Raw genomic sequence first — 18754 nt, 5'->3', positions numbered from 1 at the left:
CGCTCTCGACCTTACATTTCGGGGCCCGCGTCAGCGCCGCCCGCGTCGTAGAAGTACCGGAGGGCGAGCGTGGCGAGCGTGGCCGGGTAGGTGGCCGACACGTCACGCCGAATACCGAGCTCGATGCTCCAGCGCTTGTCGACGTAGCCCGCGCCGCCCGAGACGGTGTGCACCTTGGTGGCTTCGTCGAAGCGGTAGCCCGCGCGGAGCGGCACGTGGTCGGCCAAAAACACCTCGGCGCCGAGCATGAACCGGCCCGCGGCCCTACCGTGGGTGGTGAAATCGGCGAGCCCCTCGGCTTCGATCGACACGATGCCCGTCTGGTAGCCGACACCGCCCAAGAAGAGCGTCGGCGCGATGCCGTGCCCGGGGTTCGAGAGGTTCTTGCCGACCGCGGCGATGCGGAGGCCATCGATCGGGGCGAGGGTCACGCCGAGGTCGAGCGTGAGGTTGTTCCACACGGCCTCGCCGCGCGTTCCGCCGGAGACGAAGCTCTCGCCGAGCGGGCCCGACGAGACCGACTGGTTCGCGCGGAGGTAGCGCCCCGTCACGCCGACCGAGAGCTTGTCGAGCAGCGGATAGGCGAGCACGAGGCGCAGATCGGTCCACTGCCTCCGAATGCCATCGGGGTCCATCGAGCCCCACACGCCGCCGAAGCCCCCCGCGAGACGGTTCGTGCTCGAGTCGACGATGGCGCCGCCGTAGCTCTGCCTTCGGGCCTCGGGCCCCCAATTCGCCAGCGCCTCGAAGTGGTAGACGCGCGACATCGGCAGGTTCGCGGGGTTGCCCCAGAGCGCGTTGGTCGAGGTGCCGAGGGCCGTTCGAGCGCCGCCCATGGCCACCGATCGGGGGTGCTGGACCTCGCCCAAATCGTACCCTTGCTCGGGAGAGGTCGTCGAAGGATCGGCGTGTGCCTCAGCCGACACGAGCATCGAAACGAGCGCGAAACCTGAGGCCAACGAGGCGCGAAGAGCCAGACGCATGGGGGTCACCGCGCCCGAACCTAACAAGGGCACCTCGGCTGGGACAATTTCTAGCGGAACCTTTTAACACTGTAATATCGGGCACTTGGCCAGTATTGACAGCGAATCCCTCGGAAATTTGACAGAACTTTCCGTGCAACGTTCACGTGACGCGCGAATTCCACAAGGGTTCCATCGGCTTCCCTGCAGCGCGTCGAAACGCAGGCCCCTCGGCCGCGTTTCGCGGGGCATCTACAAGGAATAAAACCCACTCATTTCATGAGTTTATACGTTTTTTTCGAATGGTCGTGGACGGCCCGGAAGGACGGGTGCTAGCTCCATCTTCGTCGTCGCGAGCGATCGGCGGAGAGCGCATCGGCTCCGTGGGGTGGGTCTCCCTCCCACATGCGGGTGGGTTTCCCCTCGATCGTTCGCCCGACACGGACGTGTGCTTGGATTCGCCGAACATGAAGGGGAAGTGCTCCCTCCGTGCCTAGGCTTTTTCCCGGTGGCTTCGGCCTTCGGGCCCCGTGACGCTGAAACCGACTCTCGACCCGCGCGCCGAAGCCTGGCGTGCGAGGGGCTTCTATTGTCTCACGGGACTGGTCTTCTGGCAGGCCGCTCGCCTCGCCGCTCTCGCTACCCGACGCTTCGAGGAGTCGACATGGGCATGTGGAGAACTTGTGGACAGTCTCTCGGTGAGGCTCCCCTCGTGTGCCGAACGCGCGCGCCGAAGTGTGCGAGGTCGTTCGCCTTCCTGCCCGTCGCTCCGTAGCACCGGCTAGCCCGCCGCTGCGGGAAGCCTGTGGATAACCCGAATCTTCCCACCCACCCATGCCTCGGCGGCACGGGGGGGCTTCGTCGTCTCTTCTACTCGAACCTGTTCTTTCGTCCAGTCCTTTTTTCAGTACCTCGCCGCTTCGTCCTTTCTTCGGCCTTCTGGCTCTCTTCTCCCGCTCACTCTTTCGAGGTTCGTTTCGCATGGGGATGATCGATCGCGCGCACGACGAGCTCTGGCACGACGCCGTCGCGTACACCCGGGGGCGTTCTCCCGGGAGCTTCGAGCAGTGGTTCTCGGGCGTTCAGTTCGAGGGGCTCATCGACGGGGTGCTGTCGCTGCGCGCTCGGGACGAGTTCGTCCGCGACTGGGTCGAGCAGCACTTCCTGCCGACGCTCGCCGACTACCTCCGCGCGCAGACCGGGCTCTCCATCCAGACCGCGTGGTCGGTGGGTGGTGACCTCGAGAGCCCCGTCGTCGACGGCCCCATCGCGCCCGCCGTGCGCCCGCGCGTGCTCCGCCCGTCGGCCGCCCCGCCCCCCGCGCTACCCGAGGGGTGGGAGCCTGCGCCCGCGTCCGCGCGACGCCCGAACCTCGCCCCACCGCCCCCCATCACGCTGAACCCGAAGTACACCTTCGCGAACTTCGTCGTGGGCCCGTCGAACCAGCTCGCGCACGCGGCGGCGATCGCGGCGGCCGGAGGAGGAGGGCCTCGTCACAACCCGCTCTTTTTGTGCGGTGGAACGGGCCTCGGAAAGACGCACCTCGTGCACGCGGTCGCCCACCGCGTGCGCTCGGAGAGGCCGCAGGCCAAGATCGTCTACATCTCGGCCGAGAAGTTCGTGAACGAGTTCGTCCAGGCCCTCCAAGAGGGCAAAATGGCCGAGTTTCGCGCGCGTTACCGCGAGAAGTGCGATCTCCTCCTCGTCGACGACATCCAGTTCCTCGCCTCGAAGACGCAGACCCAGGAGGAGTTTTTCCACGCGTTCAACGCGCTCCACCAGGCCGACAAACAGATCATCGTCACGAGCGACAAGTACCCGCAGCACCTCGAGCGCATGGAGGAGCGCCTCATCTCGCGCTTCACGTGGGGCCTCGTCGCCGACATCCAGGGGCCCGAGCTCGAGACCCGGGTCGCGATCCTCAGGAAAAAGGCGCTCGCCGAGAACATCGACCTCTCCCCCGACGTGGTGCTGCTCCTCGCCCAAGCCGTGCGCAGCAACGTGCGTGAGCTCGAGGGGGCCCTCATCCGCCTCGCGGCCAAGTCGAGCCTCGTCGGTCACCCGATCGACCTCGACTTCGTGCGGCAGGAGCTCTCGGTCACGGTGCCTCGCATCACCGAGACGAGCATCGACGACATCCAGCGCGCCGTATGCCACCACTTCAAGCTCACCGAGCGCGAGCTCTGCTCGAAGGACCGGCACAAGAGCATCGCCTTCGCGCGGCACATCGCCATGTACCTCTGCAAGCAGCGCCTCAAGGCGAGCTTCCCGGAGATCGGGCGCGCGTTCGGCAACCGGGATCACACGACCGTGATGAGCGCCGTACGCAAGGTCGACGGCCTCCGCGACACCGATCCGGAGACACGCGCCCACCTCGACGCGCTCGATCGCAAGCTCGGAGGCTGATCCCACGGCACGCCGGCGCGGGTGACCTTGCCCACGCGACCTCGGCTCGGCTACCAAGGGAGCATGTCGCTGCGCGCTTCGATCCCGTTCGTGTCTCTCGTGTGCCTCTCCGTCACGGCGTGTGAGCCGAAGCCCCTGGCAGCCCCGCGGGCGGCCGAACGCCACGGATCCGACGGGGCCGCGCTCACCCCCGAAGCGCCGACGCCCCCGCCCCCGCCGCCCGACTGCCCGAACACGCCCGACCTCACGAAGCTCGCGGGCGAGCCCGTGACCGGAGAGTGGGTCACGACGCCCTCGTGCCTCAAGTACGTGGTCTTGCGGCCGGGAGCTGGGAAACAGCCGAAGAGCCGCCTCTCGTCGGTACGTGCACACTACACGGGATGGCTCCTCGACGGCACCAAGTTCGACAGCTCCGTCGACCGCGGCAAGCCGTTCGACTTTCGCCTGAGCCAGGTCGTGCCCGGCTGGACCGAGGCGATGCTCGGCATGAAAGAGGGCGAAAAGCGCAAGCTCGTGATCCCCTACGCCCTCGCCTACGGCCGCGACGGGCACGGGAACATTCCCCCGAAGGCGACCCTCGTCTTCGACGTCGAGCTCCTCGAAGTGCTCGTGGAGTGAAGAGCCGTCCAAGGATCGACATTTCGACGACGCGTGAGGGAGCGACGGGCGCGAGCTCACAACGCGCCGTCCAACGCCGACCTCGCCGTAGCGATCGCACGCGACCTCGACTCGTCGCCCGACGAACGCGGAGGCTCGGCCGAGCGCACGTCGACCTTGGTTCTTCGTCCTTGCTTCACGGCCGGAACGGCACCTCGCAGCGGACGAGCGGGCACCACCGCGGGAGAGCTCGGTGGCGGGACGGGCGAAGGCCTCGCCACGGCGGTCGGCGCGATCGACGAGGCGGGCACGGGGCGCCCATCGACGCGCGGAACAGGCGCGACACCGGGCGAGACCGACATGTCGGTGCGTGGACGATCCACGGTGGCGACCGCAGCGGCGAGCGGCAGCGGCGTGGCGGCCGTACCTCTCGCGTGCCGCCATGAGCTCACGACGCCGTGCCCCGACACGAAGCCGACGAGCACGAGCGCCGCGAGGGTGAGCCCACGACCGAGATGGCCCGTCCGCACGACGTGCGACGGTCCCTCGCGAGGATACGCGGGCGCGACGGGGGCGAGAGAGTCGGGCCGGACGAAGACCTCGGTCGGGCTCGTGTCGTCCTCCCACGAGGGCGCTCGGACGAGCACCGGTGGTACGGACGACGAGCGGTCAGGGAGGTCCACGCCGGCGCGAGAGCAGCATGTGTGCCGAGCGAATCCCCTCGTTTTCCTTGGCTCCCGCGAGCCACCGGGGAGGGGCGGAGGAACGAATCGGTCTCCCGCGAGGACCGAAACGGCGCTCGTGCGCTCACCCGATGGCGGCGATGTCCGCGCTCTCGAGCACGGCCTTGTCGGCGCCCTTCCGTGCGACCTCGAGCATGGCGCGACCGACCGAGCGGGTCGTCGTCACGAGGCCGGGTGCGAGCCACCGCATCACCGGCACGACGGGCGCGAGGACGACGTAGGCCGCGCGGTAGAGGGGCGTCTTCGCGCGAATCCCGTCGAGCGGCTGGATGAGGCCCGGCCGGAACATGAACGCACGCGCGTACCCGAGCGAAAGGAGAGCGTTCTCGGTGCGCCCTTTCACACGTGCCCACATCGTTCGCCCCCGCTCGGACGCGTCGGTCCCGGCCCCCGACACGTAGACGAAGGTCGCGCCCGGAGAGGCGGGCAAGAGGGCCTTCGCCGCGCGCAAGGTGAGGTCGTACGTGACGCGGGTGTACGCCTCCTCCGTCATGCCCGCCGACGAGGCCCCGGCACAAAAGAAGATGGCGTCGGCCCCGGCGAGCTCCCCCGCCACGGCGCCGAGCTCGCCGACGTCGTCGACCGTGACCTCTCGGACCTTGTCGCGCGGAGGCTCGGAGGGCCCCCGAGCCGGCAGCTTCGTGCGGCCCACGACGCACACCTCGGAGACGTCTTGCGCGAGCAGACACTCGCGCAAGACACCTTGGCCGACCATCCCCGTCGCCCCGAACAACACGACCTTCATGACGAGCTCCCTCGGCCTGAGTGAGCCCGTATCGGTAGCTCCGCGGCTGCCCGCGAGCAACGTGCGTTCACGAAGCTTTACGGTCCGCTCGACCGCTACTCGCGCACGTTCGTGAAGCTCGTGCGGCGACCGATCGACTCGTCGTCGACGTTGAGCAAAATCGGCAAGGTCTCTCGCTGCCAGTCGTCGTCGTCGAGGCGCCGCACGGTGACCTTCGCGTCGGAGGCGCTCGTGTAGATGGCCTCGACGATGTCCATGATGACGTAGAACCCGTTCGAGTTGCAGAACCGGAGCTCGGCGAAATCGATCAGCACCTCGTCGATCGCCAAACCTTCGACCTTCTTGGGGATTTCGTCGATGTGGTCTTTGAGGGAGCGGTACGGGTTGTCGACACGAATGACGCCCTCGAACCGGTGTTTGAGGGAGCGGCCATCGACCGACAGCACCGAGTGGAAGACGCTCTGCCCAGCGTCGACGATCTCGCCGAAGGTGATGATCTTCATGCTTCTACCCCCGTCGTGTACGTCGCGGTCACGGTCATGGCTCCGTCTTCGTAGGCGATGGCGAGGTCGAACTTGTTCTCTTGGGCGAGGCGCATCAGGCCAAGCCCTCCTTTCAGCCGCTCCGCGCGGCGCTCTCGAATGGTGCTGGCGAGCAGCGCGCGGAGATCCGGGGTGGTCCGGATGGTGTCGATGCGGCTCTTCACCTTCTCGTACTGCTCGGGGCTCACGCGGTTCTTCACCGCGATGACGAGCCCGCTCGGGCCCGCGTCGATCTCGAGGTCGAAGGTCGACTTCGGGTCGAAGACGTTCTCGAACACGTTGGTCACGAGCTCGGTCACCACCACGTTGGCCTTCTTGGCGAAGTTACGCGGGTAGAACATGCCCAAGATCTGCATGACCTGCTCGCCGAGCAAGCCGCCGAGGTCTCCGCTCACGTGCTCGAGCGGGCCGAGCGACATGCGGTACCGGGTTCGTGTCTGCATGAGCCGAGCTTCGTCGAGCTCGTTCACGGGTGTGGGCTCTTGGCTCATGCCGTCTTCCTCATCACGATGAGCGTGATGTCGTCGGAGTCTTGAACTCGGAACGATTGGTAATCTTCGACGCAGATGCGAACGATGTCGTCGGTCGACAGATCGCGGTTCTTGCGGATGAGCCCGTTGAGGCGCGCGACCGAATAGTCGGCGCCCTCGGCGCTCTGGGCCTCGACCATGCCGTCCGTGTAGAGCACCAAGATGTCGCCCACACCGAACGGCAGCTCGCGCTCGATGTAGGGCTTCTGGCGCAAGCCCAAGAAGTGGTTCTTCTTCTCGAACACGTACTCTTCGCCGTTCTTGGCGAGGAGCAGGCCATACCCACCGCCGCACACGTACGTGAGCTTGTCCTCGGCGAAGGTCGTGAAGTTCACCGTCGCGTACTTGCGGACCTCGCGCAGGAACTCGAACGAAGCCTTGTTGACCCACTCGACGATCTCCGCCGGGTCCTCGAGGCGCTCCATGATCGTCATGAACTGGGCCTTGAGGTACGCCATGACGAGCGCCGAGCTCACACCATGGCCCGAGATGTCGAAGAGGCCGATCGCGTACCTGTCGGACGCCGTGCGGAAATAGTCGAAGTAGTCGCCGCCGACCTCGGAGAGCTGCTTGTGATAGACCGAGAGCTCGAGCTCGCTCGCCATCGTGGCGAACATGCGGGGCAAGAGCGCCTTTTGCACGCTCGAGGCCACCTCGAGGTCCTCGCGGATGATGTGGTAGGCCGCGGCGAGCTCGCGCTCCTTCTCGTCGAGCCGCTCGTAGGCGACCTTGAGGTTGTCGTTCGTGGAGCTCCAGAAGGCCGTGTCGCGCTCGAGGGTCTTCGCGAGGCCGCGAAACTTCCAGTAGAGCCGCAGGAGCTCCTTCTCGGAGAGCTGGGCGAGGAGCTGCGTGTCGTTCCCGGCGAGGACGTCCTCGAGGGTAATCGGAGCATTCATCAGTGGAACTCCACGATCAGTCGGTCGGGATCGTCGGTATTCGTCACGTCCACGTAGTCGACGTCGCCCGGGGCCGTCATCCCTCCGATGAGCACGCCGCACTCCATTTTCCGATCGAACGGGGTCGTCGAGTGGACGACCGCGAGGCCTCGCGTCTTGTCGAACTGTTCGAGCTCGAACGAGCCCACGACGCTCTCCGGCCCTCGTACGACGCTCGCGAAGCCTCCGGACCCCGTTTGGTAGTGCAAGAACGAGACGCCCTTCTTCACCGCGCTCTTGCCGGGCCCGAAGTGGTACCAGCCGTGCATCATCGCGATGCCGACCTTGACCATGATCGGGTCCACGTTGGCATACGAGCGAATCACGAGCTTCTGGAGCTTCTCCCACTCGGAGAGGGGGTACCAGTCGTTGATTTGGAGGCCACCGATGAAGCGTGTCGCCTCTTGGCCCGCCACGATGTTGAGGTTCACGCACGCCTGGGCGAACCCCACCATGAGCGCGCCATGGACCTGCATTTCGTCGGAGAGACCGTCGTTCATGAGTGCCTCGAGGGGGTGTTCCCTGACCTGTACGCGAAGACGGAGAGCAGCGGAAGACCGCGGTACCCGAGCCTCACCATGCCGTCGTCGAGCGCGGCGGAGCAGTAGGTGGGCAGCGTGACGTCGATCGTCCCGAGCGCCTCGTAGGGCTCCCAGCCGGCCTTCGTGAGGCGGAGGAGCCAGCTCTCGAGCGTCTCGTGGCGCTCGCACCGGAAGGCGTCGCTCGTGCCGAAGATGTCGCGGATCTCGCGGCCGAAGAACTTCTCCTTGATGACGAACTTCTCGACGTCCGGGAGCTGCGAGCGGTCGATGAGATCGAACACCGTGCCGAAGTGCTCGAAACACGCGGCGAGGCGCGGCCCGAGCTGCTCGGTGTCGTGGTTCGCGTTCGGCTCGACGAGCGTGAAGAGCTTCGGCGCGAAGGCCTCGCGGAGCGCGCGGAAGAGGCGCGTACGCACGTCGGAGTTCCCCACCGGGTGGGCCGTGTGGTGGATCGTGTACGCGGAGTTCATCACCACGTTCGGGCCGGCGGTGCGCGCGAGATCCTCGAAGGTCGCGGGCGTGAAGCGCTCCAAGAACCCCTCTTTTTCGAGCACCGTGAGCGAGAACGGGAGCGCTCCCTTCGTCCCCTCGAGGAGCGCCCTCGACGCGCGCAGGTTCTCCGGGTCGGGATCGATGGCGAGCACCGTGAGCTCGCGAAGCTTCCCCGGGTCGGCGGCGAGGCGGTCGACGACCCCTTTCACCTGCACGCCGCGGCCGATGCCGATCTCGACGAACGTCGCCGAGGTGTGGCTCCGGAGCTCGTGCGAGAGGTACTGGTTCGCGATGTCGTGCGCCTTGGGCACCTGGGGGTAGCCCTTGGTCATCGCGTAGAAGAGCTCGATCTGCGAGATGTCGAACGACTCGAGGTAGATGTTCTTCGCCTCGACGAGCCTCCGGTCCATACGGCGAAGCATGGCGTCGGCGATGATGTGCGAGATGAGCTTGTCGCTCGAGAGGGCGGGGCCGACCTGCGGCTCGAGCCACCGCTCGATGGCGCTCTTGGCGATGCGCTCGCGGCGCATGTCGAAGGCTCGGCAGGCGTCGCGAAGACCCTCGTAGACCGGCTCGAATATCATCGGGGAGCTCCAGCGAAAGTCATGGCAGGGACGATGCTCGTGCACGGAGCCTCGAAGCGGGCGCCAGTCACGAGGCTCTCAAGATATCCGAGATGCTCACGCGGCACGCGGAAAAATCGCATCGTTTCGCGGATCTATGGTCCTTACCGTCCCACCCCCGGGGGTGGTGTCGTACCCTTCGGGCGTTCAGGCGGCGTCGACCGCGGCCTTGCGCGCACGAGCGAAGGCACCTGAAGCGACGAAGAGGCCGAGCTCTCGGAGCAGCGCGGGAGGCGTGAGGTGCGCGTCGGGGTGGACGGTCGACCGCGACGCGAGCGGGCGCTTCGACGCCGAGAGACGCCCCGACGCGAGCAGGCCCACCTTGGCCGCAGCCCGCTCGACCCCCTCGAGGTACTCCGACGCGCCCGAACCAAGCTCGACCTGGCCCGGGAGCTGCCCGAGAACGAAGTGGGCGTCGAGCTCGGGGCGCATGCGCGCGGAGAACTCGAACGCGGCGAACACCACCTCTTCGGGCGTGAAGCTCTCGATGTCGGCCCCGATGACCACGGCCGGAGGATCGGAGTGGAGGCGCGTGAGCCCGGCCGAACCGCCTTCGCGGAAGTAGACCTTGCGCGTCGACGGGAGGTCGAGCGCGGCCCCGGCCGACGAGAGCTGCTTGTAAATCGGCATCGCGCGCGACAGGAGGGCGCGGGAGCTCGTCATCGGATCGACGAGCTCTTTCAGGCCGAGCCCGAACGACGCGAGCGGAGCCGCCGCCGTGACCTCGGCCAACTGCGAAGCGAGCCCATCGGGGAGCACGAGCGGCGCTTCGGCGAGCTGCTCGAGGAGCTCGCGCCCGATCTCCATGGAGGGGACCTTGGCCGACGCGAGGGATGCGGCATCGAGCGCGGCCGCAGGAGCTCGATCACCAAGGAGCGTGCGCGCCGCGTCTCCGACGGCCATGGACTCGAACGGATCGTCGGCGACGATCGCGAGGATCCCCTCCCACGCCTCCGTGTGCTCGATATCGACGGCGAGGACACGAGCCCAACGATCGCGGAGCACGTCGCGCGGGGCGGATCCCGAGAGGGCCGCGGCGCGCGCCGACTTCACGAGCAAGGAGATGTCTTGACGCGCGTTGCCCTCGAGCGCTCGTGCGTAGGCGGCTTCGGCGCCCACGAGGTCTCCGCGCGCCTCGGCGACCTGGCCCGCGAGCCGCTCGACCAACGTGGCCCCGAGCCCCGCCTCGCGTGCGGCGGCGACCACGGCCTCGGCTTCGTCGAGACCTCGAGCCGCGACGAGCGCGTCGACGAGCCCCTCGGCGACCTCACCGTCCTTGGGCTCGGCAGAGAACGCCTGCCGCAAGGCCTCGATGTGGCCGGGCTCGTCGCCAAGGTGCTCGAGCTTGGCCGCGGCGACCTTGCGCCATAGCCGCGCCGCACGAGCGCCTGGGCCTGCCCGCTCCGCCTCTTGCGTGAGCACGTCGGCGAGGTCCGCGTACCTCCCCATGCGCTCGAGCAAGGTGACGAGCGCGTCGCGGGCGTCGTCCGACGCGGTGAGCTCGAGCACCTTGCGGTACGCCTCGACCGCGCGTGGCTGGTCGGTGTCGCGGAGCTCGTAGACGCGCGCGAGCCGGAGGAGCATCTCGGGATCGTTCGAGTCGGAGAGCCCTTCGCGATCGAGCGCGGCCGACGAGGGGCGCGGGCCGATGGACGGGAGCGGGACCGCGGAGACGCTCGGCTCCCCGAGCAGCGCGATGAGCCCGTCGAGGCACGGCCCCGCCTGCTCGAACCGACCCTCCGGCGCACGGTTCGTGGTCGCCGCGAACCACGCATCGAAGCCCTCCGGGAGCGACGCGGACGGCGCGTACGCCTTCGCCCTCTCGCTCGGTGGAGGCATGGGATCGTTCACGATCTCCATGAGGAGCCCGGTGATGCTCGCGTCGGACGAGTTGGCCGTGGCCCAGTAGTGGCTGCCCGTGAGGAGGAAATAGGCGATGAGCCCGAGGGCCCACACGTCGGTCGCAGGGGAGATCGTGGCGCCGGGGCGGAGCTGCTCGGGGGCCATCCACAAGGGCGAGCCGAGCATCTGCGAGTTCTTGAGCGTGCCCTTCGCTTCTTGCGCCCACTTGGCGATGCCAAAATCGAGGATTTTGAGCGTAAAGGGCACGTCTTGCCGGCGCGCAGCGGCCAAAAAGAGGTTCTCGGGCTTCAGGTCGCGGTGCACGAGGCCGAGCGTGTGGGCCTGCTCGAGGACGTGTTTCAGCTGCCGCGCACACTCGCGGAGAGAGCCGCGGCTCATGGGCCCGTGGGCTTCGACGTGCCCCTCGAGGGTGTCGCCACGAAGGAGCTCCATGACGAGCCAAGGGATGTTCGTCTCGGGATCGACGCCCGCCGCCAGCACCTCGACGACGTGGTCGCTCTCGATCGAGGCCGAGATGCGCGCCTCGCTCTCGAAGCGCACGCGGTGGGCCGCGTCGGCCGAGAGCTCCATGTGCATGACCTTGAGCGCGCGCTCCTTGCCGGTCGAGAGCTGCTCGACGACGAAGACCGAGCCCATCCCGCCCGACGACAGATGACGGACGATCCGGAAGTCCTTCGCGAAGACGGTGCCGGGCTGCAAGAAGCTCATCGTCGCCGGAGAGTACCCGAAACGCGCGAGCCGTGAGCCCCCAAGGAGCAGCCGGAGCGACCTCGCGCGTTTTGGCCTTCCGCGTGCATGATGGCGACCCTCCCCTCCGCATGAAACGTCCCCTCCTCGCCCTCGCGCTCGCCGCGTGGCTCGTCCCCTGGCGCTCGGCCGCGGCCGCCGACCACCCCTACGACCTCGTGCGCCTCGGCATGTGGGGGGGCGGATACGCAGGAACGGAGCTCACCGGGCGCGGCAGCGTGGCTCGGGTCGCGCGACCTACGGCCGATCTCGAGCTGTCGGTGCGCCGCCACTTCGCCCGGAACGTCGGTTTCGAGCTAAAATTCTTGGGGTTTCCCGTCAAGGACGACACCTACTCCCATGTGCGAGGGGACACCTCACTCGACGTCCGCCTCGTCGAGTGGAGCGGGGCCGCGCCCGGGGGGCTCACGGGGTTCGTCGGCGTCGGGTTCGACGTGGGCCGCTACGCATTCGCCGGCCGCGCCTACCCGCGGCTCGGGCTACGAGCACGCCTCTTCGCGAGCCCCTCACGGACGGTCGAGGTCTCCGCCGAGCTCCTCCCAGCGTCAGCCGGGCCCGAGGGGCGGGTCGTGCAGCACAGGTCGGAGCTTGCGTTCGGGTGGTCGCTCTTTCAGGCTGGGTTTCGTGTGTCGCACGCCTTCCACACCCTCGGCGAGCCGAGCCGCACGTTCATGATCCAAGAGCTCTCAGCCTTCGTCGGCGTGGGGATCATGCGATGAAGGCGCGGTACGTCATGGTCTTCGTCGCGGCGGGCTCGCTTGCCTGCTCGGACGTTCCGTCCCCCGTGTCGAGCGACATGTCGACCCGCGACATGCAGATCCGGCTCACCGTGAACGGGACACCGGCGGAGACCCGCGTCGTGGGCGGCCTCACGAGCCCCTCGAGCGATCTTCGGCTCGTCGACGGCGACAGGCTCGTGCTCGTCACCGACACGTTCGAGACGGGCATCGGCAACGGAACCAGCACCTTCGAGGCCACGCTTCCCCCTTTCGGCGGGAACCTCGTCGTACGCCTCGAGAGGCCACCCGGGCGCGGCGGGAATACCGAGGTGAGAGCCGAGCTCGCCGCCCCGTTCGCCGTCGTCGGGCCCGTGGGCGCGCGCATCTCCGAGGCGATCACCCTCACGTGGACCGGCACGCCGACTCCGAACGGCACGACATCGCTCGCGGTGACGGGACCGTGCGTGGGGTCGCAAGCCAGGGTGCTCGCCACCGACACGGGCGAGTACAGGTTCAACCCGGCCGAGCTCGAGACACGCACCACGAAGGGGCCATGCACCGTCGCCGCGAAGATCGTACGCACGAGCGGCTCGGCCACCCAGACCGCCACGACGACGTTCGAGGTGACGCCGTGAGCCGCGCTCGGTGGGTGCGCGCGGCTCTCTTGGCGCTCGCGCTGCGGAGCCTCGGGTGCACGAGCGATGTCCCTCCCGCCGAGAGCGCGTCCGAGCCGTTCGACGGCCTGAAGATGCTCGTGAGCGCACGAAGCAACGGCAGCCTGCTCGCCATCGACGTCGGGCTCCGATCGGCGAGCTCCGTCGATCTCGTCGTATCCCCGTCCGAGTCGCTCACCGTCGACGCCCCGGGGTCACCGACGACCGCGCTCGTGCCGAGCGGCAACCGCGCGATCGCCGCCGTGGCCACGGAAGGCAGCGTCGCCCTCGTGCACCATCGGAGGGCCGAAGGGAGCCGCACGGTCCGTGTCGAGCTCCCCCGCCCCTTCGTGATCGACGCGCCGAAGTCCGTTCGTCGAGGGGAGCCGCTCGCCCTCCGATGGGAAGCCGACCCGACGACGGCGCCCCTCATCGAAATGGAATCGGGGTGCCTCACGGGGCCCGCCGTGCGTAGACCCGCCCGCGACCTCGGGGAGTACACGTTCGCGCCCGCCGACTTGCCCTCGCGGAGCGGGCCCTGCACCCTCACCGTGCGCATCAGCCGAACCCGCGAAGCGGCCGACGGCCCCGACGCGATCCGCGTGGCCCAGATCCGCACCGTCCTCGTGGAGATTTCCCCGTGAAGCATCGCACCCGCTACCACCATCTCCGCGCGCTGTTTCAACTCGCCGTCTCGCTGGCGGCGGGGCGGGCGTACGGGTGCGGCCCTTGCCCCGGCCCGACGACCACGCTCGTGCCCTATCTCCCCGACGGAAACGGGCCCGACGCGGGGGCCGAGGGTCGCCCTGGCTCGATCGACGAGCTCGACTGCCGGCGGCAGTGCGGCAGCGACGTCTCGTCGTGCAAGCTCACGGGCGAAACGATCTCGGGCACACCGATCGTCGAGTGCACGAAGCGCTCGGAGTGTGGCGCTGGAAGGCGACCGGCAGGGTACGTTCCCGAGACGTTCGAGGCCCGGTCGGCCCTCGGCACCTACTACGCCGAGATGGCGCTCCTCGAGCGTGCCTCGGTGCCCGCGTTTCGTGCACTCTACACCGATCTCTCGCAGCTCGGCGCACCCCGGTCGCTCCGCGAGCGCGCCAAGCGGGCGATCACCGACGAGCGCGCCCACGCGAGGATCGTGGGTCGACTCGCGCGAGCCCATGGCGCAAGGCTCCCACGGGCGCGCCGCTGGCGAGCCGCGCCACCCTCACGGAGCGTCGTCGCTATCGCCACCGAGAACGCGGTCGAGGGGTGCGCCCGAGAGACCTTCGCCGCGCTCGTGGCAAGCTTCCAGGCCGCGCACGCGAGCCCCGAGCTCCGCGCGACGTTCGCGCGGATCGCCCGAGACGAGACCCGCCACGCCGCCCTCTCGCACGACGTGCACACCTTCCTGCTCACGAAGCTCGCGCCCCGCGAGAGGCAAAAGGTCACACGTGCCTACGAGGCAGCTCTCGACGAGCTCGTCGCTCACGGCGTGGGCCTCCCCGCACGGGCACGCGCGTGGCTCGGTCTCCCCACCTCGGAGGATGCGACGCTGCTCGCGGAGGCGCTGCGCGATGGCCTCACCTCCATCGGGGGTGCGCCCCGGCGTGCCGCCCGAAAAAAATCGACGCTCGATTCGTCCATCCCGCCCCGCCCGCACGTTCCCTCGGCATGACCACCAAGCCGCTCTTCACGTTCGCGCTCGCGTCCACACTTTCCATCGTCCTTTCACAGGGTTGCGCGGCCCAGCTCGCCCTCGAGGAGCGCGCTTGCCCGTGCGCCGAAGGGTGGACGTGCTGCCCCTCGCGCAACGTGTGTGTCGGCCCGGGTGAGTCCTGCGGCTCGGGCCTCGGCGCGCTCGGCAGTGACGGAGGGGGAAACGCTCTCCCAACCGACTCCGGCGACCTCAGCGACGCCCCCCCAATGGATGGCGCGGTCAGCGAAGGCAAGCCGACCCTGGTTGCCAGGACCTACTCTGGCGGGTGCGTAGCAGCGTCGGGCGATCGCCTCTACTGGGACAACGGTACGACCGTAGTGAGCGCGCTGCGAAACGGAGCCGGGGACGAGCGACTTCTTCTTCGCCGCCTAAGCGCGATCCCGTATGCCGGCTGCAGCATTGCCGTAGACGGAACGAGGCTGTTCGTGGCAGTCGAGCGCTCGTACGTTTTCCTTACCCCAGGCGTCGTCGAGATGAGCACCGACTCATCTTCGTCGGACCCATGGATACTGCACCAGCTGCCGTCGGTTCCCAGCTCGTTTTCGATATCCGAAGATTACGTCGTCACGGGAGAGGCCGAGGGGGACGCATCACTCGATTCCAGCGGGGCTCGGGACAGGCGGGCGTCGTGATTGCCACCGGCCTGAATGATCCGGCCGGAGTGAAAGTTGCCGACAAGAGAGTATACGTCAAGGAACAATCGCCTGCATCCACCTGGGCCAGATGGGCCATAAAGTCGATTTCTCTCAACAACCCACAAGACGCCTTCACTCTCGGCTCCAACCTGGACAACGTCCCCTTCACAATGGGAGGCATTTCGGCGACGGTATTCGATGGGGACGGAAGCGTCGTCGAGCTCCATCGAAGCGCATACTATCGCACGAAAGAGGGAATATTTCAGCTACCCTACACTCCACCTCGCACCGTATGGGCGGGGCCCGCCCCCTATCCGGTCCCCATCGCTTCCGACGACAAGGCTCTCTACACGGAGGGGCCGGATTCGGAGCTCGTACGCGTAAATCCAACTGACGGTCGAGCCACGACAATCCACAAGATCCCACGTGGAATTTTCTCACTTGGTGTCGACGAGCTCGGCACTTACTGGATCGACAGTGCCGGAAACCTGTATTCGGGATCCAAGTAGGCTTCGCACCGGTGATCTTCGCCTACCTCATGGCGCTCTTGCGCCCCTCGGGAGAGGCCCGCGCGACCGACGACGCGTGGGTCCTCTCCTTCCACGCCGGGGAGCGACGCGCGCTCGAAGAGGCGTACGTGGGGCACGTGCGCGCCGTGGTCGACGAGGCCAAGAAGCTCCTCCGCACGGCGGACGCCGAGACGGTGGCGCACGAGGTCTTTTGCCGCATGCTCGCGGACGCGTCGATGCGAGCGTCGTTCCGTGGGGGGAACCTCGGGGCGTGGCTCCGCACCATCACACGTCGCGCGGCCATCGACCTGCTCCGAAAGCGCCGCCGTGAGGAGCCCGCGCCCGACGACGACACGTGGGTCACCCCCGACCCTGCCCGGGACGACGAAGAACGCGACGCCAAACGGCTCGTCGAGCGATTTCGCGCCGAGATCCTCCCTGAGAAGTACGCCCCCCTCTTTCGAGCGCGGTTCCTCGAGCAGCTCCCGCAGCGCGAGGCCGCCGACCGGCTCGGGATGAGCCGCTCCACCCTCGCCTACCAGGAAGCTCGCGTGCGCGAGCTCCTCACGACGTTCTTGCTCACGACGAGCCCCAAGGGGGAATCATGACCACGTGCATCGAGAAGGCGCTCGTCGACGCCCACTTCGAGGGGCGCATCTCACCGGCGGACGAGACACGCCTCCGCGCGCACCTCCCGACGTGTGCATCATGCACCGACCACTACGAGCGACGCGCGCTCCTCGCCTCGCTCGATCCCACGGCGGTCTCTCTCGAGGAGCGGCTCGGCCGAGGCCTCGGGCTCGTGACCGAACGTGCCGAGGCCACGCCTCCGCGTCTGACACGGGCGAGGCTCGTGGGGCTCGCGCTCGTCGCGGCGGCGGCCATCGTGTTGCTCGTGCTCGCAGGGCGAAAGAAGCCCGACGATGGGTTCGCGTCGCGTGGCGCTCCGGCCGAAGGGCCACCTTACGTGCGTGTGTACACGAGCGCCGGCGGCCCCCCGACCCCGCTCGAAGGCGCGGGCCCCGTGCGACGTGACGCGGAGCTCGGGTTCGCCTACGAGAGCGTGGAGGGCAAGGGGCAGCTCATGATCTTCGGCGTCGACGAGCACGGGCACGTCTTCTGGTACCACCCGGCGTGGAACGACCCGAAAGACGATCCCGGGTCGGTTCCCATCGAGACCGGGCGCGGCCTCCACCCGCTGCGCGAGGCCATCGCCCACGAGCTCGACGGACGCACCCTCGAGATCCACGCGCTCTTCTCGAGCGCACCGCGCACCGTGAAGGCGATCGAGGGCGCCCTCGGGGGGAGGAAGGCTCCGCTCGGCCCGCTCACGCTCCCCGACACCACGGACGTGGTCGTGAAGGTCGAGGTCGCGCCGTGAGGGCGAGGGCACCACGGGCTTTCGCGGCCCTCCTTGGCCTGGCCCTCTTCGCCGGATCGCCATCTCGTGCGCACGCGGCCGAACCCGAGAGCGCGACGTTCGCGCTCGTCGTCGGGGTCAACACGTCGCTCGACAAGGACGTCGCGCCTCTCAAATACGCGGACGACGACGCGGCGAGGTACTTCGATCTCTTCCGCCTCTTGGGCGCACGCACGACGGTGCTGGCGCGCCTCGACGACAACACCAAGCGACTCCACCCGCAGGCCGCCGCCGAGGCCCGCGAGCCGAAGAGAGCCGAGCTCGACGCGGCGCTCACGCAGCTCGCCGACGACGTCGCGCGTGCGAACGGGCGTGGCGTCGAGACCACGGTGTACGTGACCTACGCCGGGCACGGGAGCGTCGATCAGGGGAGGGGCCAGGTCACCCTCGAGGACGCTCGGCTGACCGGCACGGACCTCGCGAAGGCGCTCGCCAAAGTACCTGCAAAGCACATCCATCTCGTCGTCGACGCGTGCTCGTCGTACTTTCTCGCGTACGCGCGGGGCCCTGGGGGCAAGCGACGCGCGGTGCAGTCCTTCGCGGCCGACCGAGAGCTCGCAGCCGATCCTCGCATCGGCTTCGTGCTCTCCACGTCCTCCGCGCGCGAGAGCCACGAGTGGGACGCCTTCCAGGCCGGCGTCTTCAGCCACGAGGTGCGCTCGGGGCTCTACGGCGCAGCCGACGCCGACGGCGACGGTCGCGTCACGTACCGCGAGCTCGCCGCTTTCGTGGCACGCGCCAACATCTCGATTCCAAACGAGAAATTTCGCCCCGCGGTGCACACCCGCGCCCCCGCCGGGGCCGACGCGCTCGTCGACCTGCGCGCCGCGCGAGGCCGCAGGCTCACGATCGACGGGACGCACGCCGGGCACTATTACTTGGAAGATGCACGGGGTGTGCGCCTCGCCGACGTGCACAACACGCGCGGCACCGACCTCTACTTGGTGCGGCCGGCGCCCACGGGGCGCGCGTACCTCCGGCGCACGTCGGACGACCGCGAGCTCGCGTTGCCTCCCGGGGACGACGCCGTGAACGTCGCGTCGCTCGTCGTCGACGCTCCCCGCGTCGCCTCCCGTGGGGCAGCCCACGAGGCGTTCTCGACCTTATTTTCCCTTCCTTTCGACGCGACCGTCGTCGCTTCGTACACGGAGCCGCCGCTGCCTCCCCCCGACGTCGACGAGGCCCCGCCCGCGCGTGGGCTCGAGACGCGGCGCGCCCTCGGGCTCGGCACGTTCGCCCTCGGGACGCTGCTCACGGGAACGGGCGTCGCGTTCGCCGTCTCGGCGGGCTCGGCGAGCGTCCCGCCCGGGGCGACGCAGGTCGACGTGGTGGCCGAGAACGACCGTATCGCGCGCGACAACGCGCTCACGGCCATCTTCCTCGGGGCGG

General features: G+C 68.4%; 19 protein-coding genes and 1 pseudogene. 11 read left to right on the top strand and 9 right to left on the bottom strand.

Annotation, left to right across the window (positions count from 1 at the left end):
- Positions 1-11 precede the first annotated feature (11 nt).
- Positions 12-926 (bottom strand): hypothetical protein, encoded by a 915-nt coding sequence (locus tag IPK71_10425; protein ID MBK8214149.1) that lies wholly within the window; start codon positions 924-926, stop codon positions 12-14.
- Positions 927-1949: 1023 nt separating this feature from the next.
- Between IPK71_10425 and dnaA the strand changes: the two genes are divergently transcribed.
- Positions 1950-3368 carry a chromosomal replication initiator protein DnaA gene (gene dnaA, locus IPK71_10420; protein ID MBK8214148.1) on the top strand — a complete coding sequence of 473 codons (1419 nt, stop codon included), beginning with the start codon at positions 1950-1952 and terminating at the stop codon, positions 3366-3368.
- A 63-nt stretch (positions 3369-3431) separates the two neighbouring features.
- Complete coding sequence (locus IPK71_10415; protein MBK8214147.1) at positions 3432-3986, top strand: FKBP-type peptidyl-prolyl cis-trans isomerase; 555 nt, start codon at positions 3432-3434, stop codon at positions 3984-3986.
- Between the two features lie 56 nt (positions 3987-4042).
- Here IPK71_10415 and IPK71_10410 read toward each other — a convergent pair whose 3' ends face one another.
- From IPK71_10410 to IPK71_10375, 8 genes are all read right to left on the bottom strand, one after another.
- Positions 4043-4648 carry a hypothetical protein gene (locus tag IPK71_10410; GenBank protein MBK8214146.1) on the bottom strand — a complete coding sequence of 202 codons (606 nt, stop codon included), beginning with the start codon at positions 4646-4648 and terminating at the stop codon, positions 4043-4045.
- Between the two features lie 124 nt (positions 4649-4772).
- Positions 4773-5453 carry an NAD(P)H-binding protein gene (locus IPK71_10405; protein ID MBK8214145.1) on the bottom strand — a complete coding sequence of 227 codons (681 nt, stop codon included), beginning with the start codon at positions 5451-5453 and terminating at the stop codon, positions 4773-4775.
- A gap of 95 nt (positions 5454-5548) precedes the next feature.
- Positions 5549-5956: a hypothetical protein gene (locus tag IPK71_10400; protein ID MBK8214144.1), complete on the bottom strand. Its 408-nt coding sequence runs from the start codon at positions 5954-5956 to the stop codon at positions 5549-5551.
- Positions 5953-6486 (bottom strand): ATP-binding protein, encoded by a 534-nt coding sequence (locus IPK71_10395; GenBank protein ID MBK8214143.1) that lies wholly within the window; start codon positions 6484-6486, stop codon positions 5953-5955. Before IPK71_10395 ends, IPK71_10400 begins: the two co-directional genes overlap by 4 nt.
- On the bottom strand, positions 6483-7421 hold the full coding sequence (locus tag IPK71_10390; protein MBK8214142.1) for a SpoIIE family protein phosphatase: 939 nt from the start codon (positions 7419-7421) through the stop codon (positions 6483-6485). The genes IPK71_10395 and IPK71_10390 overlap by 4 nt, the downstream gene beginning before the upstream one ends.
- Entirely contained in the window at positions 7421-7960 is a 540-nt protein-coding gene (locus tag IPK71_10385; protein ID MBK8214141.1) for a hypothetical protein, read from the bottom strand. Before IPK71_10385 ends, IPK71_10390 begins: the two co-directional genes overlap by 1 nt.
- On the bottom strand, positions 7957-9078 hold the full coding sequence (locus IPK71_10380; protein ID MBK8214140.1) for a hypothetical protein: 1122 nt from the start codon (positions 9076-9078) through the stop codon (positions 7957-7959). The genes IPK71_10385 and IPK71_10380 overlap by 4 nt, the downstream gene beginning before the upstream one ends.
- A 186-nt stretch (positions 9079-9264) precedes the next feature.
- Positions 9265-11688: a protein kinase gene (locus tag IPK71_10375; protein MBK8214139.1), complete on the bottom strand. Its 2424-nt coding sequence runs from the start codon at positions 11686-11688 to the stop codon at positions 9265-9267.
- A 110-nt stretch (positions 11689-11798) separates the two neighbouring features.
- Between IPK71_10375 and IPK71_10370 the strand changes: the two genes are divergently transcribed.
- The 9 genes and pseudogenes from IPK71_10370 (at position 11799) to IPK71_10330 (ending at position 18489) form a co-directional block, all read left to right on the top strand.
- Positions 11799-12446: a hypothetical protein gene (locus IPK71_10370; GenBank protein ID MBK8214138.1), complete on the top strand. Its 648-nt coding sequence runs from the start codon at positions 11799-11801 to the stop codon at positions 12444-12446.
- Positions 12443-13081, top strand: coding sequence for a hypothetical protein (locus IPK71_10365; GenBank protein ID MBK8214137.1), 639 nt, complete (start codon positions 12443-12445; stop codon positions 13079-13081). Before IPK71_10370 ends, IPK71_10365 begins: the two co-directional genes overlap by 4 nt.
- Positions 13078-13743, top strand: coding sequence for a hypothetical protein (locus IPK71_10360; GenBank protein ID MBK8214136.1), 666 nt, complete (start codon positions 13078-13080; stop codon positions 13741-13743). Before IPK71_10365 ends, IPK71_10360 begins: the two co-directional genes overlap by 4 nt.
- Entirely contained in the window at positions 13740-14759 is a 1020-nt protein-coding gene (locus IPK71_10355) for a ferritin-like domain-containing protein (protein ID MBK8214135.1), read from the top strand. Before IPK71_10360 ends, IPK71_10355 begins: the two co-directional genes overlap by 4 nt.
- On the top strand, positions 14756-15433 hold the full coding sequence (locus IPK71_10350) for a hypothetical protein (GenBank protein MBK8214134.1): 678 nt from the start codon (positions 14756-14758) through the stop codon (positions 15431-15433). The genes IPK71_10355 and IPK71_10350 overlap by 4 nt, the downstream gene beginning before the upstream one ends.
- Before the next feature lie 29 nt (positions 15434-15462).
- A complete protein-coding gene (locus IPK71_10345; protein ID MBK8214133.1) occupies positions 15463-15945 on the top strand; it encodes a hypothetical protein in 483 nt (160 codons plus the stop codon).
- 11 nt (positions 15946-15956) lie between these two features.
- On the top strand, positions 15957-16553 hold the full coding sequence (locus IPK71_10340) for an RNA polymerase sigma factor (protein ID MBK8214132.1): 597 nt from the start codon (positions 15957-15959) through the stop codon (positions 16551-16553).
- Positions 16550-17326 (top strand): zf-HC2 domain-containing protein, encoded by a 777-nt coding sequence (locus IPK71_10335; GenBank protein MBK8214131.1) that lies wholly within the window; start codon positions 16550-16552, stop codon positions 17324-17326. Before IPK71_10340 ends, IPK71_10335 begins: the two co-directional genes overlap by 4 nt.
- A gap of 38 nt (positions 17327-17364) precedes the next feature.
- Positions 17365-18489, top strand: a pseudogene (locus tag IPK71_10330) (caspase family protein).
- Positions 18490-18754: the final 265 nt, after the last annotated feature.

This window comes from Myxococcales bacterium, assembly GCA_016712525.1.
Lineage (GTDB): Bacteria > Myxococcota_A > Polyangia > Polyangiales > Polyangiaceae > JAAFHV01.
The sequence above is the reverse complement of the archived record's forward strand: the minus strand, read 5'-3'. Positions and strand labels throughout refer to the sequence as shown.